The organism is Prevotella scopos JCM 17725, from assembly GCF_018127785.1.
GTDB classification, from domain to species: domain Bacteria; phylum Bacteroidota; class Bacteroidia; order Bacteroidales; family Bacteroidaceae; genus Prevotella; species Prevotella scopos.
Map to the genome: position 1 here is coordinate 803,222 of NZ_CP072390.1, position 23,060 is coordinate 826,281.

At 37.7% G+C, this 23,060-nt stretch carries 19 protein-coding genes, 2 tRNA genes and 2 pseudogenes; 15 read left to right on the plus strand and 8 right to left on the minus strand.

Features of this window, described 5'->3' with window-relative positions; all coding sequences use genetic code 11:
- Positions 1-52: 52 nt before the first annotated feature.
- Positions 53-127: transfer RNA gene (locus J4856_RS08730), tRNA-Arg, on the plus strand.
- Between the two features lie 653 nt (positions 128-780).
- Here J4856_RS08730 and sucD read toward each other — a convergent pair.
- The 4 genes from sucD to J4856_RS08750 form a co-directional block, all read right to left on the minus strand.
- On the minus strand, positions 781-1,653 hold the full coding sequence (gene sucD, locus J4856_RS08735) for a succinate--CoA ligase subunit alpha (RefSeq protein ID WP_025838624.1): 873 nt from the start codon (positions 1,651-1,653) through the stop codon (positions 781-783).
- A gap of 12 nt (positions 1,654-1,665) precedes the next feature.
- A complete protein-coding gene (sucC, locus tag J4856_RS08740) occupies positions 1,666-2,805 on the minus strand; it encodes an ADP-forming succinate--CoA ligase subunit beta (RefSeq protein ID WP_025838622.1) in 1,140 nt (379 codons plus the stop codon).
- Positions 2,806-2,881: 76 nt separating this feature from the next.
- A complete protein-coding gene (gene buk / locus J4856_RS08745) occupies positions 2,882-3,946 on the minus strand; it encodes a butyrate kinase (protein WP_025838621.1) in 1,065 nt (354 codons plus the stop codon).
- Positions 3,947-3,952: 6 nt separating this feature from the next.
- Positions 3,953-4,888 (minus strand): phosphate acyltransferase, encoded by a 936-nt coding sequence (locus J4856_RS08750; RefSeq protein WP_025838620.1) that lies wholly within the window; start codon positions 4,886-4,888, stop codon positions 3,953-3,955.
- Positions 4,889-5,034: 146 nt separating this feature from the next.
- Between J4856_RS08750 and J4856_RS08755 the strand changes: the two genes are divergently transcribed.
- The 3 genes from J4856_RS08755 to J4856_RS08765 all read left to right on the plus strand — a co-directional run bounded on the left by J4856_RS08755 (position 5,035) and on the right by J4856_RS08765 (position 9,620).
- Entirely contained in the window at positions 5,035-6,411 is a 1,377-nt protein-coding gene (locus tag J4856_RS08755) for a toxin-antitoxin system YwqK family antitoxin (RefSeq protein WP_025838617.1), read from the plus strand.
- A 168-nt stretch (positions 6,412-6,579) separates the two neighbouring features.
- Entirely contained in the window at positions 6,580-8,496 is a 1,917-nt protein-coding gene (locus tag J4856_RS08760; protein WP_065367808.1) for a polysaccharide biosynthesis protein, read from the plus strand.
- Positions 8,497-8,504: 8 nt separating this feature from the next.
- Positions 8,505-9,620, plus strand: a complete 1,116-nt coding sequence (locus J4856_RS08765) for a nucleotidyltransferase domain-containing protein (RefSeq protein ID WP_025838614.1) — start codon at positions 8,505-8,507, stop codon at positions 9,618-9,620.
- Positions 9,621-9,989: 369 nt separating this feature from the next.
- Here the strand turns inward: J4856_RS08765 and J4856_RS08770 are convergent, their stop codons facing one another.
- The 3 genes and pseudogenes from J4856_RS08770 to J4856_RS08780 form a co-directional block, all read right to left on the minus strand.
- Positions 9,990-10,154: a transposase gene (locus tag J4856_RS08770; RefSeq protein WP_065367807.1), complete on the minus strand. Its 165-nt coding sequence runs from the start codon at positions 10,152-10,154 to the stop codon at positions 9,990-9,992.
- 488 nt (positions 10,155-10,642) lie between these two features.
- Positions 10,643-10,840 (minus strand): annotated as a pseudogene (locus J4856_RS13230) (DDE transposase); the annotation flags it as partial.
- Between the two features lie 743 nt (positions 10,841-11,583).
- Positions 11,584-11,657 (minus strand) — tRNA-Thr (locus tag J4856_RS08780).
- A 259-nt stretch (positions 11,658-11,916) separates the two neighbouring features.
- Here J4856_RS08780 and J4856_RS08790 point away from each other — a divergent pair.
- The 11 genes from J4856_RS08790 to J4856_RS08840 all read left to right on the plus strand — a co-directional run bounded on the left by J4856_RS08790 (position 11,917) and on the right by J4856_RS08840 (position 22,831).
- Entirely contained in the window at positions 11,917-12,456 is a 540-nt protein-coding gene (locus J4856_RS08790) for a DUF4199 domain-containing protein (protein WP_025838827.1), read from the plus strand.
- A 51-nt stretch (positions 12,457-12,507) separates the two neighbouring features.
- Positions 12,508-13,461, plus strand: coding sequence for a glycosyltransferase family 2 protein (locus tag J4856_RS08795; protein ID WP_025838828.1), 954 nt, complete (start codon positions 12,508-12,510; stop codon positions 13,459-13,461).
- Between the two features lie 77 nt (positions 13,462-13,538).
- Positions 13,539-14,042 (plus strand): DUF6452 family protein, encoded by a 504-nt coding sequence (locus J4856_RS08800; RefSeq protein ID WP_025838830.1) that lies wholly within the window; start codon positions 13,539-13,541, stop codon positions 14,040-14,042.
- Positions 13,996-14,688 carry a DUF6048 family protein gene (locus J4856_RS08805; protein WP_025838832.1) on the plus strand — a complete coding sequence of 231 codons (693 nt, stop codon included), beginning with the start codon at positions 13,996-13,998 and terminating at the stop codon, positions 14,686-14,688. The genes J4856_RS08800 and J4856_RS08805 overlap by 47 nt, the downstream gene beginning before the upstream one ends.
- Before the next feature lie 139 nt (positions 14,689-14,827).
- A complete protein-coding gene (locus tag J4856_RS08810) occupies positions 14,828-15,844 on the plus strand; it encodes an FAD:protein FMN transferase (protein ID WP_025838834.1) in 1,017 nt (338 codons plus the stop codon).
- A 55-nt stretch (positions 15,845-15,899) separates the two neighbouring features.
- Positions 15,900-16,565 carry a Crp/Fnr family transcriptional regulator gene (locus tag J4856_RS08815; protein ID WP_025838836.1) on the plus strand — a complete coding sequence of 222 codons (666 nt, stop codon included), beginning with the start codon at positions 15,900-15,902 and terminating at the stop codon, positions 16,563-16,565.
- A 202-nt stretch (positions 16,566-16,767) separates the two neighbouring features.
- Positions 16,768-18,855 (plus strand): M3 family metallopeptidase, encoded by a 2,088-nt coding sequence (locus J4856_RS08820; protein WP_025838838.1) that lies wholly within the window; start codon positions 16,768-16,770, stop codon positions 18,853-18,855.
- Positions 18,856-18,935: 80 nt separating this feature from the next.
- On the plus strand, positions 18,936-19,424 hold the full coding sequence (locus tag J4856_RS08825) for a deoxycytidylate deaminase (RefSeq protein WP_143150347.1): 489 nt from the start codon (positions 18,936-18,938) through the stop codon (positions 19,422-19,424).
- Positions 19,425-19,580: 156 nt separating this feature from the next.
- Entirely contained in the window at positions 19,581-21,242 is a 1,662-nt protein-coding gene (locus J4856_RS08830; protein WP_025838842.1) for a S41 family peptidase, read from the plus strand.
- Between the two features lie 13 nt (positions 21,243-21,255).
- Positions 21,256-21,807: a 5-formyltetrahydrofolate cyclo-ligase gene (locus J4856_RS08835; RefSeq protein WP_025838844.1), complete on the plus strand. Its 552-nt coding sequence runs from the start codon at positions 21,256-21,258 to the stop codon at positions 21,805-21,807.
- 775 nt (positions 21,808-22,582) lie between these two features.
- Positions 22,583-22,831, plus strand: coding sequence for a hypothetical protein (locus J4856_RS08840; protein WP_025838848.1), 249 nt, complete (start codon positions 22,583-22,585; stop codon positions 22,829-22,831).
- On the opposite strand, the pseudogene J4856_RS13240 reads toward J4856_RS08840, so the two are convergent.
- Positions 22,811-23,029: pseudogene (locus tag J4856_RS13240) on the minus strand (MATE family efflux transporter); the annotation flags it as partial. The gene J4856_RS08840 and the pseudogene J4856_RS13240 overlap by 21 nt on opposite strands.
- Between the last annotated feature and the right edge of the window lie 31 nt (positions 23,030-23,060).

A 23,060-nucleotide genomic window follows, 5' to 3' on the forward strand; every position in this document is an offset into this window, starting at 1 on the left:
GAATGGAATTTGGTAGAATCGAATTAAATCTGTACCTTTGCACCCGCATGATGGTTCCGTAGCTCAGTTGGATTAGAGCAACAGCCTTCTAAGCTGTGGGTCTTGGGTTCGAACCCCAACGGAATCACTGAGTGTTATAAGAGGAATACCTATGAGTGTATTCCTCTTATTGTATTTTTAAACTAGATGTTATAGTATTCTGTAATACGCAGTAGGTGAATGGTGAAAGAATATTTTCGTTACTACAATGGGATAAGACAGCCCTTGACTATCACATCGGTAAACTTACGTTCATTACTAAATATATACGAAAAAGACGGGAAAACATCTACTTTAAGGAGCTACTTATGTTTTACTGAGTCATCCATAAAACTAATATGCTGTCATTCTACTCATATTTGCTAGGGCTTTAACTTGTTGAAGTTCTGTGAAATATAGCAAATGTTAAAAATGACAGTAACATAAAATAAAACAATTCATGTGTTTTGTATTATAATGAGTTATTGCTTATATGGCGAGTATATACTATTCCAAAGTCTGGTAGTGATTTATTTAACAAGGTTTATGTAACTATTCTCATACCTTTTCCCTACTTGACCAACTTTAAATCTATATAAAAACTATCATCGTGTTTGTTTCACAAACAAAATAACAAAGTTAGAATTTTATAGACTTTATCATTTTGTTTTGTTATGATCAGAAAAAAGGGGAAACCTAGCTAGATTCCCCTTTCATTTAGATTATATTTATAGTAAGTTGTTCATTCTACTATAAGCGTTCTTATTTTTTTAATTGCTTTTTAAGAAGCTCTGGAATTTCACTAGTCTCTCGTGCAACAGGTACACCAACAGCTTCAAAAGCAGCTATTTTTTCACTTGCCGAACCAGATCCACTTGAAATGATAGCGCCAGCATGGCCCATCTGTTTTCCCGGAGGAGCCTGCTGACCAGAGATAAACACAGCAACAGGTTTCGTTACGTGTTCTTTGATAAACTTAGCAGCACGCTCTTCGGCATCACCGCCAATTTCTCCAATAAGTGCAATGCTATCAGTTTCAGGATCATCTTGGAACATACGAAGAAGTTCCTCGAAATAAAGTCCAACTACTGGGTCACCACCTACACCAACTGCGGTAGATTGTCCTAAGCCAGCTTGTGTAAGGTTGTAAACTACTTCATAAGTGAGAGTACCACTACGACTGATAACTCCGGTATGTCCTTTCTTGAAGATGTTTGTTGGCATGATACCAGCCATACTCTCTTCAGGAGAAATAAGACCAGGACAGTTAGGGCCAATCACTTTTACACCTTTAATCTTTGCATAACGCTGTGCAGCAACAGCATCAAGTGTAGGTACACCTTCTGTGATACAGATGACGAGTTGGACACCACCATCAATAGCCTCAAGCATAGCATCTTTAGCAAATTGTGCTGGGACAAAGATGATAGATGTATTGGCACCTGTTGCAGCAACAGCATCCTTAACGGTGTTGAATACAGGGATACCACATACTTCCTGCCCAGCTTTACCTGGTGATGTACCGCCGACTACGTTAGTGCCATACTCCTTCATTTTTGAAGCGTGAAAACTACCATCACGACCTGTAATGCCCTGTACGATTAACTTTGTATCTTTATTAATTAGAATACTCATAACTCTTGTTTTTTAAAGTTTTTTGCTCAGTTCTACAGCTTTATGTCCAGCATCTGCCATACTTGTGCCGACAGTGAAGTGTGTACCCTCGAGGATAGCTCTTCCTTCTGCTTCATTGGTTCCTGTCAGGCGGATAACAATAGGAATATCGGTCTTAATAACCTTGAATGCTTCTAAAAGTCCGTTTGCAACATCATCACAGCGTGTAATACCACCAAAGATATTAATTAAAACGACTTTCACATGCTTATCGCTCAAAAGAAGCTTCATAGCTTCTACAATTTTTTCTGGATTTGAACTACCGCCAATATCAAGGAAGTTTGCTGGTTCACCGCCATAGAGCTTAATCATATCCATGGTGGCCATAGCAAGACCTGCACCATTTACCATACAGCCAATGCTTCCACCAAGATTTACATAGCTGAATCCCTTATCTTTTGCATCACGTTCCTTACGTTCTTCCTCAGTTGGTTCAAAGAGTTCTGCAACATCAGGGTGACGGAAAAGAGCGTTGTCGTCAAAGGTCATCTTAGCATCAATTGCCTTTAGCGTACCATCCTTCAACATTACCAAAGGGTTGATCTCTGCTAGAGATGCATCTTTCTCTGTAAACAATTTATATATGTTCTTGAAGATTGGTACAGCTTGTTTTACTTGTGCCATATCATCAAAGAGTTTGAAGGCTGCTTCACGTGCAAGAAAATCACTCATGCCAATAACAGGGTCAATGACAATCTTCTCAATTTTCTCTGGTGTTTCTTTTGCTACCTGTTCGATATCCATACCACCAGCACGGCTTAACATCAACATTGGACACTTTGATTTACGATCAACAAGAATACTCATATAGTATTCAGATGCTATATCAACAGCCTCGCTAACAAGTACTCTGTCAACGATGAATCCCTTGATGTTCATACCCAGAATAGCTTCTGCATGCTGGCGAATCTCAGCCTCATTACTGCCAAGTTTTACACCACCAGCCTTACCGCGACCGCCAGTGTGAACCTGAGCTTTCACAACAGCTTTCTCAATACCTAATTGCTTGTAGGCTTCAACAGCTTCATCAGAAGTACGGCAAATAATATTGCGGTCTACTGGAAGCCCATAACTTGCAAAGAATTTCTTTGCTTGATATTCATGTACCTTCATACGATTTGGTTTTAAATTATATAATATGTTTTAATTGTTTAGGATTCATGAAGTGTATTTATTTCCTATTTGTTGATCAATAATCTTGTGCTATGCGCTCACCTCGCAAGACAGCTAATGCATTTTCTGTCAATGCCTGCATCTCATCCTGACCGGGATAAACATAGATTGGAGCAAGGTAACTAAGGCGTTTTTTGAGGCCTTCAATAATGTAATCTGATTTTGCCATGCCGCCTGTGAGCAAGATCGCATCAATATTACCACATAATACTGCACCTTCTGATGCAATATTTTTTGCGATATGCCATATCATTGCTGAAACGACTAGTTCAGCATGACTATCACCAGCCTTTATCCAATTAATTATCTCTTTGAGATTATTCGTTCCAAGATGAGCAATGAGACCTGCCTGTCCACTCACTCTCTTTAATAGCTGCTCTTCTGTAAACTTTCCACTGAAGCAGAGACGAATTAAATCTGCAGCTGGTAGTGAGCCTGCTCGTTCTGGTGAGAAAGGTCCTTCACCATCTAATGCGTTGTTCGCATCAATGGCCCGTCCATGAGAATGTGCTGCTATAGAAATTCCTCCTCCCAGATGACATATAATAAGATTCAGTTTCTCATAACTCGTTCCCATGTCTTTTGCGAAACGCCTACCAATAGCTTTTTGGTTTAGAGCATGCCAAATACACATTCGTGGCATTAGAGGGGAGCCAGATATGCGTGCTTCAGGTTCCATTTCATCAACAACACCAGGGTCTGCTATGAAACTTTTACAGCTAGGGATATCGCTTGCTATTTCGTATGCAATCATACAACCTAGGTCGCAAACATGCTGATGAATGGCTTGTTGCTGATCAATTATCATCTGTTCAGTAATAGTAAACACACCACTTGATACGGGTTTTGCAAGTCCACCACGACCAATAACAGCATCAAAGTTCAAAGGGATATTTCTATTCTTCAACTCCTCAATAACAACCTGTTTTCGAAAATGGTATTGATCAGAGATACGTTTGAATTTACTCAGTTCTTCTCTGGAATGTGCAATATCAGCGACAAAAACGAGTTGATCATCATTAGCAAGTGAGATCTTAGTAGATGTAGATCCAGGGTTGATAGCTAAAATCTTGTATGCCATAATAATTTATTTATCCTCCTTATTATATAAGCTATCTGAAATAAGACTCGCAAGTGCTAGACTATAGAATTTGGAATCAATTGTATCACCTCGACTTGGGAGAACAACTGGAGCTAATGTTCCTTGAAGGACAGCAGCTGTTTCAGCATGACAAAAGAGTGTAATCGTCTTGTAAAAGAGATTGCCTGCTTCAATGTCAGGGAAGACTAAAGCATCAGTATCACCACCGATAGGAGAGTTTATCTTTTTTATTTTCAAAGCATCAGTTGAGCATGACGTTTTTAAATCTAAAGGTCCATCTATAATACATTTCCCAAATACTCCTTTTTCTCCTTCTTCTTTTAATACTTTGTATGAAGCTGTGTATGGGAAATGACGTTCGTCAACTTTTTCTGAGCAATGTATAAGAGCAATCTTAGGACATTCAATCTCGAAAGCATGACAAAAATCTACAATATATCTTACTTGCTCTTTACGTTGTTTATCCGTTGGGGTTGGGATTACAGCAGCATCTGTAAAGAAGAGTAGCTTCGGGTATTCAGGTAGTTTTGCAACAGTAATATGAGTTAACACCGTGTCTTTAGGAAGAATGCCAATTTCCTTATCAAGTATGGCACGTAGGAGGACGTCAGTATTTAGAAATCCTTTTAGAATAATATCAGCTCCTCCATTCTTTACCATTTCAACAGCCTTACGAGCAGCTTCTTCAGGTGAATTTGCAATGAAAGCTTGAAAAGAATTCTTATCTGCAAATTCTTTTTTTGTTTGTTCTGAACATACTAGTACAGGTTTTATAAAACCTTCTTGTACAGCTTTACACACAGCTTCTTGTGTGTGATTCTCTTCAGGCCAGACAACAACAGCTCGCTTGCAAATATTCTTGTTTTTAAGAAGAAGGACGAGCTTTTTAAAGTCCGTGATAATCTTTTTTTCTTCGCGCATAGTTTATCGATTTTCAGTTACAATTTTATACAAGGGCAAAGATACTATTTTGTTTTGGATTATGCTCGATATTTAAAGAAAAAACAAAAGAAATTTTTTTTTTGTTTTCATTAGCGTATATTTGCATTAAAAATTGGATTTGATATATGAAACGATTTTATTTGATTGTATTTGTATGCTTGTTATGTTTTGTAGCTTCTGCTCAACGTGTTAAGCGTTCTTTTATTCCTTATGGAGCCATTTTCTATAATAGTCAGTGGCAAGGTGTTGCTAGCGCTGATAAAGCAACATATTATAGGATTTTGGGCGTTGATAATAAGGGACAAAAGATATTTTATGATTATTTTATAACTGGACAGCTGAAAGCAGAAAAACATTATATAAGTATTAACAAACAAAATGATCATAACACGATACTAAATGGCGTGTGTAGAACATTCCATAAATCGGGTAGAGTAGAGTCTGTTTTACAATATAAGAATGGTAAGGCCAATGGGCGTGCTTTGTCATTTTTCCCGAATGGTAATATTGGTATGAAATTATCTTACCGCAATGGATTACTTGATGGACCATGCTACACCTATGCGGAGAATGACCGATTGGAGTATACTACTATTTGGCGTAATGGTTCTAAAGTTAATGAGATTAAAGGTGGTAAGGATCATTACATAGATAAAAAAACTAATGAGGATGAATTCTGTGAGCGTTATCGTCATGATGAAGCAGTAATTATGGCGCAATCTAAGAACATCACTAAAGTAAGAGAAAATAGTAATAGTGTAGAAAAGATAAAACAGCCAAAGACTACACTTACAAAAGATACTTTGACGTCTCAACCTGTACATGAGGAATTAGTTCATAATAGGCCTACAAAGAAGGATGACCCCTGGGTTAAAAACAATGAATTCAGTCATGCAACAGCGGAAAATAGATATGTTGGTAATATAAAATATCCAGAAACTTCAGATAAAGAAGTTGGATCGGGAAAGGAAAGGATCTCTTTGGATATGAAACTAAAAAAGAAAGGAGAATTCAATTTCGCTTATCTTTATAGTCTGTTAAGTAGAGAGGATGAGCGCTTGAAGAATCTAGGCGTACTAATAAATATCAGTCATAACTTTCAATTAACTTCTTCACAGATTATCGATGGTTTTGGAGCGCAAAAAGAAGTAATCTTCAATCATAACATGATTTATGAATCCCAAAGTGGCAAAGACGAAATAACGGGACAGAAGCCAAGGCAAATAGGTTATTTTGGGACGGTTATTGGAAACAAGCTCCAAATTGACCGAATTAAAATTTTTACTTGGTCTGAAGAAGAAATGTATCATTTTGCACAAGATGCAGTACAAGCTGGTTTCAAAACACTTGGTGGAGTAGATTATCAGTCTGCAGATGGGAACTTTATTCTTGAACAAAAGACAAAACCAATAAACTATGATGAGCATGAGGTTATAGTTACGTTTACTCATCAGCCTAATCTATATTCGGGACTTTACCATATACAAATGGATATAAGATAAATTAATAAAACTTTTTAGATAAATTAAATCAAATATTATGCGATTTGACGTATGTCAATTAGCTTTTTTTAGTATATTTGCATCATAAAATTAATTTTCTACTAAGAGAGAACTATAAAAACTCATTTTTTATAATGAGTAATTACCAATAAACTATTTAAAAGAGTTATGAAAGTTTTTGACAAGCTGTTGAATTGGTATCTTTCGATGAATGCGCTACCATATTGGGTTATCTTGGCGATTGACATTGCTATCTGTTATTTCTCAGGTATCTTTGTTTTCTGGTTATATTATCATGGTGCTGTATCTCCCGAGCATATTGTATTATTGACCAAGACTATATTTATGTACATGATTTTTAACCTAATTGGTTTTAGAATTTTTCGTACATATTCAGGAATTATTCGTTACTCGTCATTCATTGATTTGCAACGAGTTGTGTTAGCAATGTTCCTTTCTCTTATTGTTGCTGAAGTAATGCATTATATTGTTTACCACTGGAATCTTGAATTTGTTAGACTACAAGGAAGACAGATTGCCGCAATGTATCTTGTTGCAACAATTGGTATGATGGCTTTCCGCATATTAACAAAATCACTTTATGATGTATTATTTACTACAGATAAAAGTATTCGTACACTCATCTATGGCGTGAAAGATGGTGGTGTTGGATTGGCTAAAAACATAAGAACTGACAAGCCACGTAAGTTTTTATTGAAAGGATTTATAGCGCATGATCCTTCGATTAAAGGTAAAATGCTCATGGGTGAGAAGATCTATCTTGTTGATGATAATCTAGCGGAGCATATTAAATCATTAAAAATAAAGGCCGTTTTGATATCACCATTACAGAATGAACGTTTTCGTAATGACACAAAACTGCAAGATATACTTTTAACGCTTGGTGTACAGATCTTTATGAGTTCTGCAGAGAAAGAGTGGACTCAGAATGACGACTATACCAAGGTACAGCTGAAGGAAATTAGTATCGAAGACTTGCTTCCGCGTGACCAGATTAATGTAGATATGGATTCTATAGGAAACCTGCTTCGGGATAAAAAGATAATGATTACAGGCTCCGCAGGTAGCATTGGTTCTGAGTTAGTACGCCAGATTGCTATATATAAGCCTGCAGCGCTTATTCTTATCGATCAGGCAGAAACACCTCAGCATAACATCAGACTGATGATGCAATTTGAATGGCCTGACATTAAAGCACATACTATTGTATCTAGTATATCCAATGCTGATAGAATGGAGAAGATTTTTCAGACCTATAAACCTGATTATGTATTCCATGCTGCTGCGTATAAACATGTACCAATGATGGAAAACAATCCTTCAGAAAGTGTACAGAATAATATTTGGGGTACAAAGGTTATTGCGGATCTTAGTGTAAAATATGGCGTTAAAAAGTTTGTTATGGTCTCAACAGATAAAGCCGTCAACCCTACGAATGTAATGGGATGCTCTAAGCGTATCTGTGAAATATATTGTCAGAGCCTTAACAAAATGATAAATGAACAGGCAAATGGAAAACCTGAAACTCAATTTGTAACTACTCGTTTTGGTAATGTGTTGGGTTCAAATGGGTCTGTTATTCCTTTGTTTGAAAAGCAGATAAAAGCTGGTGGTCCGGTGACAGTTACAGATCCAAACATCATAAGATTTTTCATGCTAATACCTGAGGCGTGTAAATTAGTGCTTGAAGCTGGAACTCATGGAAGTGGAGGGGAGATATTTGTGTTTGATATGGGTAAACCGGTTAGAATTGCCGATCTTGCCAAACGAATGATAAAGCTTTCTGGAGCAGAGAATGTTGAGATAAAATACACGGGCCTACGTGCAGGAGAGAAACTATATGAAGAAGTCTTGAGTACAACTGAAAATACGCTCCCAAGTTTCCACGAAAAAATTCGTATTGCTGAGGTACGTGAGTACGATTATAATGAAGTTAACAAACAGATTGAATCACTCATTGCTTTAAGTCATTCATATAATGATATGGCAATTGTTGAGAAGATGAAGGAAATAGTACCAGAGTATGTAAGTAATAACAGTAAGTACTCTGTCTTAGACAAATAACTCGATATATGACTGACATATTATCTTCTCCATACTCTAATTTCTTAAAACTTTTGAAGAGTGAACTTTGGCAGACGTCATTGGATTTATCTTTGAGCCATTCTGAATTTCTTTCAGTATATGATTTAGCTTCAAAACAGGCAGTATTAGGAATGATTGCTGAAAGCCTGATAAGGAATAATGTTTCTTTGGAGAGAAAAGATGTCATGAAGGTTTTAGCCATTCAGGGTAGAGTTGCTACAACTAATAAGGCTGTTAACTCTGAGTTGCTATCCCTAAGTAAACTTTTTACAGAAAATGATATTGAGTCTGTCGTCGTCAAAGGACAAACAATTGGCATCTATTACCCAAATCCACTAGCCCGTACACCTGGAGATATTGACTTCTATTGTAATGAAGATAATCTCCCAAAGATGATATCGGCAATGGCATCTACTTGGGGAATACATGCAGAGGGTAAACCATCTGAACAACATTTTGAGTTAATTCATAACTCAATCATTTTGGAATTGCATCATTGTTTGATGAAATTTGCTAGTAAAAAATCTCAGAAAATATGGGATAATATTTTTCTGTCTCTAACCCACAATCATGTAGAAATTGATGGATGTTCTATTCCGACGTTGGAACCGACCCTAAACTTATTATATACATTTTTACATCTTTATCATCATTTGATAGAATTGGGAGTAGGATTACGTCAGTTTTGTGATCTTGCTATTCTTTTGAAAACATATTATAATTCAATTGATGAGAAACAGTTTTTCGAATGGTTAGATGCTTTAGATTTTAGAAAGGCATTTGAGATTGTTCAGATGATATTAGTTGACATTTTAGGCATGGATAAAAAATATGCATTGTCACCAATAGCTCCAGATAAAGAATCTTTAAAGGCAATAAATATGTTTATGGATGTCGTATGGTTTGGAGGTAACTTCGGATTCCATGGACATAATCGAAAGTTCAGATTTAAGGCTCAATATTTCTTAATGACAACATACAGAAAGTTGCAACTTTACTATCGATTTTATCGTTTCTCACCTCGTGAGATTAAAGCTTCAATATTTTCATCTGTCCCACACAAGGCACTTATGGCTATTAAAGGGGATCTTAAAGGAATCTAAACGATAATAGCATCACATAGAGCATAACGTCTTGTAATAAAAGTAAGTAATTGTCTAAAGACAACTGTCTTTTTTCTACTTGTAGATTAATCACAGGTATATTAGTTCTTTCTGAATAAAAACATTTATTTCAGAAAGAAATTGAACTATCCATTTACTTTTATAAAATATTTAATTTAGGGAATTTCAGTTAATTCACTCCTGAACCTGCCAAGAGCATTCAAAAACTGGATTCTTTTTCTTGAAAAAGCTCCTAGAAAAAGAATTTGCAGTGTTTTCTGCTCAAAAATCTCAAATGTTGAGCCGTATGGGCATACCTGCCCCTTCCATACCTGCCTATGGATGGATATAAATCACCTTATCTCTTTATCAAGCCACCTTCTTCATGTCCCTGGCCATCTGCCTTGCGGCAAGAATGGCGGCATTAGCCGTATGGATTCCGAAGAAGAGCAGTAATGTTTCGCTGAACATGTTACGTGCCTTGATGCGCCCAACGGCATAGTGCTGTTTCTGATTCCCGAAGCTGCCCTCCATTACCGTGGCCCTGAGGTTTCCGATAATCTTTCTCGCTGTCCTGAGACATTCAGATTCTTCTTTGGGTTTGAGACCTTTTCTGACGAAACAGGTCGTTATGCCTTATTCCGTATACATTGTCCGGTTAGCATTGTTGGCATATATGGAATCGGCACCGACAGGCTTGACTTTGACTACCGTCAGAGATTCCTGATAATCAATACATTGGCTCTATAATGAATCATGTGGGTAATTCGTCATAGAGCCTAAAAATATTGTCAGAAGGTATAGCCTTCAACTAAATATAACTCGCAATTAACCTTAGTTTTAATTCACTTAATTCACATTAAATCCCTACCCTTACATATACAGCAACGGTGTTAATCCTTCGCACATGTGGTGCATACCATCCGCACCATTAGTGTTGAGCATCCGCACCACATGTGCTAAGCACCCGCACCAAACCGGTGGAATATCAACACACAACCCACACGATTCGTTATAGAAGCAATACATTGCTTAAGACGGACACTCTCATTGAAAGCCTCAATGCTGTGGTGCTCTATGAATGATATGCCATCAACCTGTATGTTGTTGACCTTTGCCTCAAACTCCATACGCTTGTTTTTCTTGCCCCTGACAATGGGACGGAGGTAGGGATGGTCGATGCTGACAATGCGATGCCTGACTTCCTTGCCAGAAAACAAGATGGTCTATGTCAAGAAGAGGGGCAAGACGGTTGCGTATGGCACTTACAATCTTTCCATCCCTGATGGGACAGGAAGGGTCTATCAGAACGTCACAGACAGGGCTGTGTATGACTTGAGGAACATCAGGGCAATTTCTCCCTCACACGAAAAAAGAGGCTTTTTGCCCCGCTTGCTCTTATGGCTACGACTCGTACATGCTACTGCCAACTCCTTAAGTGGGAGTTGGGAATGGATACGTCTAAGTTCGTTTTTTGCAAAGCTGTCACGATAGCTCTATAAAAAATCGAACTCTGTAAAGGGCAAAGTTGGTTTTATATCAGATTTTTTTTTATCTTTACGATGTTTTTTAAGAAGTTTTCCCCCGATTCTGCCCGTGAAGGGTCGTTCGGGGGATTTTATGTAGAGGTGTAAATAATATATTACACTGACAAACAATTAGTTATGAAAATTCTGAATATCCCTATTTAAAACTAATAGGAGCAGGGTAAAATTTAGGATTAAGAAAAAAGGAGATGTGTTTGTTTTCAGCCGCATTTACGATGAAGTTGTCTTGACTTTTACCCCAAAAGGTCATTGTATATGGTGAGCATAATGAATACAAAGATAAGGCTTTGTAGAATGTGCACCTGAATGGTAAGCTGCCTAAAGATAAAATATTTTCTAACAAATATAATGACATACAAAAAAGGTATGCTTCACGACATACCTTCTTCTGTGTTCTTAGTCATTCTATTTATTTGAGCCTCTTGTCGGATTCGAACCAACGACCCCGAGATTACAAATCACGTGCTCTGGCCAACTGAGCTAAAGAGGCGGGGTGGACAAGCGATTCCTATCGCACCGCTACAACCTTCTGCCCTTGCTACGTTCCCGTCCTGGGGGATTCAAAGGGAGCTGGTCGTAAGAGACTTGTCCGTCTTCTACTTTACCATTGCTGTTAAAGCGGGTGCAAAGATACAGAATTTATTTAATACTGGCAAAAAGGAATGAAAACTTTTTCTGATTTTAACAAAAAAACATAAATTTGGTAGATTACTACATTATTTATAATAAATAATCAGTACTTTTGTAACATGATTAATGAAGATTTGAAACAACTGACAGCTTATGCTCGTTATGATGGTATTTATCTTGCTATCATTTGGACGGCAAGCTTTGCATGCTTATTGGGTATGACTGCACTGCCAGTTTTGGCGCAATTTAGTTTTTTACTCACTCTCTCGACACCTTTCTTTGTTGCTTATCGACTTAAGGTTTTTCGTGAGGAAGGTCGTAATGGTGTTATCTCTTTTCGTCGTGCACTTTTCTATTGTTTACGTGTATTCTTCAATTCTGCTATTATCTTTAGTCTGTTGCAATGGTTATATATGGAGTATCTTGACAAAGGTAAATTACTTATGATGGTTACCAATATCTATAATAGTAATGAAGGTAAAAGTCTTCTTGCTGCCATAGGTATTCCATACGAGCAATTTCTTACAGCGTTGTCAGAAGCTTTCCAACCATACTCTTTGGCTGCAAGCAGTTTTGTTTATGCTGTGTTACTGGGTGGTTTCTTCTCTTTATTTATTGCAGCGATTATGTCAAAGAAGGTAAAGAATCGCTCGTTGTAAGATGAATTATAATTAATCTTTTTATCTAAATTGAAAACTCCTAATTAGAATATGGATATATCAGTAATTATTCCTCTTTACAATGAGGAAGAAAGTTTACCAGAATTATATGCTTGGATTCAACGCGTGATGAACGCTAACGGCTTCACGTATGAAATAATTTTTATCAATGACGGCTCAAAGGACAGAAGCTGGAATGTCATTGAGGATTTGCATCATAAGGATAAAGAACATGTTCATGCCATAAAGTTCCGTCGTAACTATGGTAAGAGTCCTGCTCTATACTGTGGTTTTAAAGCTGCAAAAGGTGATGTCATCATAACGATGGATGCAGACTTGCAAGATTCACCAGATGAAATACCAGAACTTTATCGAATGATAATGGAGGAGAAGTATGATCTTGTTAGTGGATATAAGCAGAAACGTTATGACCCATTGACAAAGACTATACCTACAAAACTTTTCAATGCTACGGCTCGTAAGATTAGTGGTGTACATAATTTACATGACTTTAACTGTGGTTTGAAAGCTTATCGCCATGATGTTGTGAAGAACATTGAGGTTTATGGTGAGATGCATCGTTATATTCCTTATCTTGCTAAGGAAGCAGGTTTTTCACGTATCGGTGAGAAAGTAGTGCACCATCAAGCACGTAAGTATGGTAAGTCAAAGTTTGGTATAAACCGTTTCTTTAATGGTTATCTTGACTTATTGACACTTTGGTTCCTTACAAACTTTGGCAAAAAGCCAATGCATGTCTTTGGTCTAATGGGATCATTTATGTTCTTCATCGGTTTTATAGCTTTTCTTTGGCTGATTGTTGAGAAGCTGGTAATGCTTGTGAATGGCGTTTATGGAGATTTGCTTTCAAATCATGCGTCCTTCTTTATAGCACTCGTCGCAATGATTCTTGGTACACAGCTCTTCCTTGCTGGATTTATAGGTGACCTCATCAGTCGTAGCAATCCAAGGCGGAATGACTATCAGATTGAGAAAGAGATGTAACATAATAGCACTCAGAGGTATTACTGAAGAGAGCATTGAACAGTTTGTTCTTTATTGATAGATTGAAATAAAAGATAATGAACTATAGAAACATCAGACATATAGTAAGTAGCATCAGTATCTTTGTAATTCTCTTTGGAGGACTAAGTTGGCTGAGTTCTTGTTCAGACATAGATTGTCCTGTAACCAATGGCGTGTGGGCAAATTATGTTGTTCAAGGTGATACTTTACATGATACACTTACCATCTCTGCTATAAGGGAGAGCAAAAGTGACACGATATTGTTGAATAAACAGATCAATACAACGAAGTTTAGCTTACCGATGAGTTATAGTAGTGCAAATGATAAGTTGCGCTTTGTCTTCACAAGTAAGACTGGTGTGACAACTGTTGACACGGTGACGATATCGAAGACAAATATAAGTCACTTCGAGAGTGTTGATTGTCCTCCAGCTTTCTTCCATACTCTTACAGCTGTCGCAGCAAAGGGTACTCGTGTAAGTCAGATAAAAATCAGTAACCCTAACGTTGATTATGATGGTACGAAAGAGCATATACTTATCAGTTTTACTAATCCTTAGTACGCTATTCCTGTTGACTCCGTCAACAGCGAACGCACAGCATCGATCATCTGTATCAAAGGTGAAGGAGGACAGTATTCCTTTTTTCAGGGGAGCTGCAGTTGGTATTGATTTGATTGGTCCAGCAATGCGTAGGCTTGCTTTCTATGGTCAGTATGAAGCATTGCTTCGTGTAAATCTTAAGGATAGGTACTTTCCTGTCATTGAATTAGGCTTAGGACAGGCAGATAAGACTGACGAGACGACTGAGACAAATTACAATACTAGTGCACCTTACGCTCGAGTGGGTTGTGATTTCAATATGCTCAAGAATAAACACGACGACTATCGCTTCTTAGTGGGCGGTAGAGTGGGTTATACCTCGTTTAAGTATGATGTCCTAAGTCCTGGTATTGCAGACCCAATTTGGGGAACGCATTCATCGTATGGCTCACTTGGCAACAAGGGAAGTCAGCTTTGGGCAGAACTTGTTGGAAGTGTAGATGCAAAGATTATAGGACCAGTTCGTCTGGGATGGTCAGTTAGATATAAATTACGCCTTGCCCATAAGATGGGAGAAGTTGGTGAAGCATGGTATGTTCCTGGGTATGGTCGTGGAGGTTCGTCACAGCTAGGTGCAACCTTTAATGTACTACTTGAATTATAAGGAGAGAGTTGACTAAAAATAAAGAGATTACATACCTATATTTCAATTATAGTGTATGCTTGTTGATACTTTGCTTGTACATCTCAATTATTATTCTCATTCTAACTTTCTCTTATCTCTTAATAAATACAAACATTATATGAATAAGAAAAAACTATATTGGCAAATACCCTTTCTTCTTGTACTGATTATTGGGTCAATAGCAATTGTCCGTTGTCAGCATGCCATGCCTTATCAGCATAACAAGGGTTTTATCTTTGGTACAGTTTATAATATTACCTATCAAAGCGATGAAGATCTTCAGCCGCAGATAGAAGCAGAATTGAAAAAGGTAAATCAAACCTTTTCAACTTTTGAATCTCACTCATTGATATCTCAGATTAATCAAAATGAGCCAGTAAAGGTGAATGAGATGTTTAGAGAAGTGTTTACACTTGCTGAGTCTATTTCGAAAGAAACCAATGGGGCTTTTGATATTACGGTTGCACCAATGGTAAATATGTGGGGCTTTGGTTTTAAGACAGGGCAACATCCTTCTAAGCAAGCTATAGATAGCCTGCATCAAATCGTTGGATACAACAAGGTTAAACTTGTTGATAACAAGATTCAGAAAACGAATAAACGCATAATGCTTGATTGTTCTGCTATCGCCAAAGGATATGGTTCAGACATTGTAGCTCGTTTCTTACGTCGTAATGGCATCAAGAACTTTATGGTTGAGATAGGTGGTGAAATTGTTACAATGGGAAATAGTGAACAGCGTCTGCCATGGAAGATTGGGGTTACAAAACCTACAGAGGATAGTTTGAAAGTTAACCAAGAGATTCAAACCGTGCTGAATGTAACTGACAAAGCTATGGCTACGAGTGGGAACTATCGTAATTTCTATTATAAAGGAGGAAAAAAATATGCGCATACGATTGATCCTAAAACGGGTTATCCAGTACAACATTCGCTCCTTTCTGCTACTGTTTTAGCAAAAAACTGTGCTACAGCTGATGCATATGCAACAGCATTTATGGTGATGGGAATTGAAAAGGCACGCAAACTACTTGAGCGTCATCCGGAGTTGATGGCCTACTTCATCTATTCGGATGCGAAAGGTAATCTTCAGGTCTGGTATAGCGCATCAATGAAAGGAAAGCTTGTGGAATAAAAAATGATAGCCGCTTTTAATTGTGAAGGTGGCTATATAATTTCTAATTGACAATATGCTTCAGCTCTACGATAAACTCATTGAACTACCACTTTTCATCGGTATAAGTACAGATGAATTGTCAGATATCGTTGGGCAAACAAAGTTTGGTTTTCATAAGTTAGTGGCTGACAAACAACTCGTCAGTACTGATGATAAATGTACACAACTCTTCTTTCTAATGAGCGGAACACTTTGCGTGGTGAGTTATGCTGATAATTACAGATATCGTATAGAAGAAGAACTTTCTGCTCCTGCTGTTATTCAACCTGAACATCTTTTTGGACTTCAGCAACGTTATACAAAGGATTTTATAGCACAGTCTGATTGTAGTTTGCTTTCGTTAGATAAGGCTGAAGTACTACGATTAATAGACTCTTACCTTATCTTCCGTCTTAATCTTCTCAATAGTATTTCTATGCAGGCGCAGCGAATGAGTCGTATTCCATGGAGGTTACAGCCTAGTGGCATTCGTCAGCAGTTTGTTCACTTTCTACGTCTTCGTTGTATAACACAAGCTGGATGTAAAATACTTAGAATAAGGATGGAAGATCTTGCATATGAGCTTCATCAAAGTCGTCTTAATGTCTCTCGTATGCTCAATGCTTTAAAAAAGGAAGGCATGTTGTCGATGAGTAGGGGAGTTATTATAATTCCACAATTGGAAGATTTGAGAGGATAAGCGTGATTCAAGCAGATTGCTTTTGTCTTTTAATGTGTAATGGTGCCGTTAATCCGAACGACACGTACTTCTATAAACAGATTCTTTTTGCTTTACTTCTGATATAGAAACAAAATTGCGTTAAATTCCAACCTATTTATATAGTATTTCCCTTTTTTTGAGTTATCTTTGTAAATTAAATTAAGAGAAAGTAAGAAAAGATATGATAGACAATATAACAGGGGAGAAAGAACGTGTAAATCCTTTCTTCCTACCTTATGATACACCGCATAACGCAGTACCTTTCAACAAGATTGAACTTGCTGATTATGAAGAAGCAATGATGGAAGGAATACGGCGTGAAGACGAGCAGATTGAGAAGATTATCAATAACCCAGATGAGCCTACCTTCGAGAATACGATTATTCCAGAGGACGAGATTAAAGGGCGTAAGCATTACTATGATCTTCTAAATCGTGTAGAGAGTGTATTTTTTAATATGCTAAGTGCTGAAACAAATGATGATATGGATGCTTTGGCTCAGAAAATGAGTCCAATTCTCACTAAGCATAGTAATGATGTCAGTTTAAATCCAAAGATTTTTGAGCGTGTAAAGTATGTCTATGAACATCATCGTGAGTTGACTCCAGAGGAAAGTTGCTTGCTGGAGAAAAGCTATGAGGGTTTTGTTCGTAGTGGTGCGTTGCTCGATGAAGCTAGGAAAGATCGTTTGCGTAAGCTCACTGAGGAAGCATCGATGCTTTCACTGCAGTTCTCACAGAATGTTTTGAAAGAAAACAAAGCTTACACATTGCATATAACAGATGAGAAGCAGCTTGACGGATTACCTGATACGGCACGTGAAGCAGCACGTGAAGCGGTCAAGGAACGTGGTTTGGAGGGATGGATATTTACCTTAGATGCTCCAAGTTATGGGCCGTTTATGATGTATAGTAAACAACGTGAATTGCGTAAGGATCTCTACATGGCGCGCAATACGCTCTGTATAAAAGATAATGATACAAATAATCTCGAACTTTGTAAGCGTTTGATTAATCTTCGTAGAGAGATGGCGCAACTTCTAGGTTACGATAGCTTTGCTGACTACGTGATGAAGCATCGTATGGCAACAAAGGTTGAGAATGTGTATAAACTTCTTAATGATCTTATCGAAGCTTATAAACCAAAAGCTATTGAAGAACGTGAAGAAGTTGAAGCATTGGCCAAGGAAGAAGAGGGTGAGGACTTTAAGATGGAGCCTTGGGATGTGGCGTATTACAGCCAATTGCTGAAAAAGAAGAAGTTTGACCTCGACCCAGAGATGCTCCGTCCTTACTTAGAGTTAGGTAATGTTATCAAAGGTGTCTTTGGACTTGCTACTCGTCTTTACGGTATTACATTCAAAGAGAATAAAGAAATCCCTGTTTATCATCCTGATGTAAAGCCGTATGAGGTATATGATAAGGATGGTAGCTATTTAGCAGTACTCTACGTTGACTTTTACCCACGTAAAGGAAAACGTGATGGTGCATGGATGACTGAGTTCCAGGGCCAATGGGTAGAACGTGATGGGACGAATGTCCGTCCACATGTATCTCTCGTAATGAACTTTTCGAAGCCAACAGAGGATAAACCTGCATTACTGAGGCTCGGTGAAGTTGAGACATTCTTACATGAGTTTGGTCATTCTCTTCATGGTATCTTTGCCAATACACGCTTTGAAAGTCTATCAGGAACTAATGTATGGTGGGACTTCGTTGAACTTCCTTCGCAGTTTATGGAAAACTTTGCTGTTGAGAAAGACTTCCTTCGTACCTTTGCTTTCCATTATAAAACTGGTGAGCCTATGCCAGATGAATTGATTGACAAGGTTATTGCAAGTCGTAATTATGGTGCTGCAACCGCTTGTTTACGACAAGTTAGTTTCGGTCTCTTAGATATGGCTTATTACACTCATAAAGATGAGTTCACAGAAGATATTATCCCATTTGAGAAGAAAGCTTGGGAAGCAGCAATTATTGATGAGCAGCGTATGGATACATGTATGACCGTACAGTTCTCTCACATTATGGCTGGAGGTTACGCTGCAGGTTATTATAGCTATAAATGGGCTGAAGTTCTTGATGCTGATGCGTTCAGCGTGTTCAAGAAAGAAGGAATCTTCAACCAAGCAACTGCTCAGCGTTTCAGAGATAATGTCCTCTCACGTGGTGGAACGGAACACCCAATGACTCTCTATAAGCGTTTCCGTGGAAGTGAACCAACAATTGATGCATTGAAAGAACGAGATGGACTTTTAAAACGACAGTAATTGTAAGGTAATGCCAATTACTATTCTCATCACTTCCTTGTTTATCAATAAACTCTATTAAGCTAATGAATAAAGAACTTATGAAAGCGCATTCATCAACGTCTTCTTCTCTAGTAGAAGGAAGAAGTAAGGTTGCTGTAGATTATCGCTACCTCCGTATGGCACGTATATGGGCAGAGAATTCATATTGTAAACGTCGACAAGTAGGTGCGTTGGTAGTGAAGGATAAAATGATTATTAGTGATGGTTATAATGGTACACCAAGTGGTTTCGAGAATGTCTGTGAAGATGACATGGGAGTCACAAAACCTTACGTCCTTCATGCAGAAGCAAATGCCATTACGAAGCTAGCTAGAAGCGGTAACAATAGTGAAGGGTCAACGCTATATGTAACTGCCTCACCTTGTATTGAATGTTCAAAACTAATCATTCAAGCTGGTATTCGTCGGGTAGTATATGCCGAGAAATATCGTCTAACAGATGGTATTGACCTACTGACAAGATCTGGAGTTGAAGTAGAGTATTTAAGTCTTGAAGATGGTTGCAGCTCCTCTTCAAAGTCTTTGTAAATGTAACTAGTATTAGAGTTGCTGATGGAGTATTATCAAATAGGTTTTCTGCCTAATATGATTCATTCCTATTGTCAAAGAATAAAATATAATAAGTAATTATCGCATCCCACTGAGGAATACCTTATTCTAGGGGAAAGCGAGTTTTAGGCTTTTATGAATCAGAACAAAAAGAATCGTTTCATGCCGCTACTGATGGCACTTTGTGTAGTTGTCGGTATTCTTATTGGTACTTTCTATGCCAATCACTTTTCAGGTAATCGTCTGAATATTATTAATAATGGTAGTAGCAGACTCAGTAATCTGTTGCATATTATTGATGACCAGTACGTTGATTCCGTTAATATTGATGAACTTGTTGATAAAGCTATCCCTGAAATTTTGTCAGAATTAGATCCACATTCAGTGTATATCAGTGCGAAAGATGTTCAACTAGCAACAGATGATTTGAAGGGCTCTTTTTCTGGAGTTGGAATTGAGTTTAATATTCGTCAAGATACATTATGCATACAGAATGTTATCAAAGATGGACCAGCAGACAAAGCAGGTATATTGGCAGGTGACAAGGTTGTAAGTATTAATGGTAAAGCGTTTGTTGGGAAAGATGTGACAAATGAAGAAGCGATGCATCGCCTCAAGGGACCAAAAGATTCAAAGGTTAAGATAGGGGTGAGACGATATGGTGAGAATGGTGTAAAAATGTTCACTGTAACGCGTGGTGACATCGCTGTGAAGAGTGTTTCTGCAGCATATATGCTTAATGATTCAACTGGTTATATTCGTATCAAGAACTTTGGTGAAAGAACTTATGCAGAGATGTTAGCTGCCTTACAGACACTTAATATCCAAGGTGCTGACCATTTAGTTATTGACCTTCGTGACAATGGAGGTGGTATCCTGGAGGCTGCCGTGCAGATGGCAAATGAGTTTCTTCCTAAGAATCGTTTGATTGTTTATACTCAAGGAAGAAAGAGTCCACGTGTTAATTATCGTAGCGATGGCAAAGGAAGCTATCAACATATTCCTATGGTTGTACTCATCAACGAGGGATCTGCTTCTGCGGCAGAGATCTTTGCTGGTGCTATGCAAGATAACGATCGTGCAACAATTGTTGGTCGTCGTTCATTTGGTAAAGGATTGGTACAGCAGCAGATTCAATTTAATGATGGTAGTTTGATAAGGTTGACAATTGCACGTTATTATACTCCATCTGGTCGTTGTATTCAAAAACCATTCAAGCCAGGTGATAATGCGGACTATGAGAATGATATTCTTACACGTTACCAGCATGGTGAGTTCTTCTCTCAGGATAGTATCAAGCATGAAGGACCAGCTTATCATACAATGAACGGACGTACTGTGTATGGTGGCGGTGGTATAACACCTGATATCTTTGTTCCAGAAGATACATCAAAAGTTACTTCTTATTACAAGGAGGCGGTGATGAGTGGACTCATGCTTCAGTATGCTTTCAATTATACTGATAGCAATAGAAAGAAGCTCAGTAGTTTTGGTGAAATGAAGCCTTTAGCAAACTACTTAGAGCATCAGAATCTTGTGGGCGATTTCGTTAACTTTGCGGAAAGGAATGGATTGCGCCGACGCAATTTGATGATTATGCGTTCACATCCACTTTTTGAAGATTACCTCAATAGTCGTATTATTTATAATATACTTGATGAACAGGCTTGGATTGAGTATGTGAACCTCGATGATGCCACTGTTAAGGAGGCTGTCAAGGTATTCCATATGCCTTCTCTGTTGTTGCCGAAAAAGAACCAAATAACCCATCGGCAAGCAAACTTATTACGTAAATAACATCTCTATGGATATGAAACAGCTTGATAAGAAATCCTTACGTAAAGAAATGAGAATGCGTAAAAAACAATATTCTACAGAAGAGTTGATTAAAGAATCGCATCCATTAATTCAGCGTGTATTAGATCATCCACATCTGCAGAATGCCAAAACAATTCTTTTATATAATTCTTTGCCTGATGAGGTCTATACACATGACCTTATCAGGCAGCTTCACAATGAAGGAAAGACGATACTCCTCCCCGTTGTTATTAGTGATACGGAGATGGAATTACGCCTCTATAAAGATTCTGAATCTTTTGAAACAAGTAGTTATGGCATACTTGAGCCAACTGGTGAAGCCTTTACAGATTTTTCTTCTATAGAGTTTGCACTGATTCCTGGTATGGCTTTTGATGATGAATGTAATCGTCTAGGTCGTGGTAAAGGTTATTATGATCGTTTTTTACCGCTATTAAAAGAAGCTTATAAACTTGGTATTTGTTTCCCATTCCAACTTCTCAAGAATATTCCAGCAGAAGAAACTGATATAAAGGTGGATGAATGCATTTCTTCAGGTCTTTAAGATAGTAAGGGTCATTGTTTTTAATGTAGAAAGAAAGATAATATACCATTCGCTTTTTATGAACACTTGAAGTTATAGATCAGAACCCACCATAGATTTACATCTTCATACGATGATCTCTTTGCTGATTTTAGAAAAAATAATTGATATTTACCCGAAAGAATGATATTATGGATAAAATTATACACTGCAATGAGAAAGAAATTAAATGGAGCGTACTCTCGTCAGAATAACTTTATTAATCGACCATGGTTAAAGGTCCAACGTGATATGGTACAGCTACCTAATGGGAGAGTATATGACGAATATTACGTTTTTCTTGTCTTACATGGTTTAATGTAATTGCTGAGGTTGAATACGGCAATCTTATTTGGGAGCGTCAGTACAGACATGTATTAGGGGCTGTCTAAATAGAAATATGTGCAAGAGTGTTAGAACGGAGAGCAATCGCTACATGCAGCATAATGCAAGTTGTAAGAAGAAACGGAATATACAGGCGGAGTGTGGGAGGAAAAAGTGACGTTAGATCTTAACCCAGGAACTATGGGTTAATCTCTGTCATTGTTTTATGCTCGTGGCGTAAAGAAGACCAATAAATAACATCTTGATGAAACGGAAGATGTCGCGTTGTTTCTTTGTTCTAAGAAAGAAGTATAACAAATGTTGTTACGAGAAGACTTTATTTGGGCATTGATGATAGCTTCACTATAGAAATACTTCTCACAACGATTAATCTTGTATTAAAGAAATTTCCTTACTCATATTTAAAACTATAATGATAACCAAAGGCAGCATAGAAGCAGCTTACTGCTTCCTTCATCAGAAATATCAGGTTTATGCCTTCTCAAATATTGAACGTCAAAAAGATGATATTGAATACGCAATTAGTTCGTATGTCGAGGGGATGAACCCTGAGTTATACAAACTTTTAGCCGGCAGACGTGAAGAGTTTCTTTTAACGCACAAAAGGTTTGCTGAGGATATGCAAGATGCAATCAAAAAGTTAAGCGGGCTGATGCTTTAATCTTTTCATGAGCCATATATAGGTAGGAATAAGGAATATATTTGCCATTATCCAAGCTATTGGGTTTGCATAACAAACACCGACCCATGCAAGTAAAGGTACTAACCAGATACTCATACCACAGTGTGCTATCATCTCCATAACACCGCTCATCAGACTAAAATTGCTATATCCTAGTCCCTGAATGTGGTATTGCAAACTTTAAAATAGCACGTGAAGGAGCACCTTT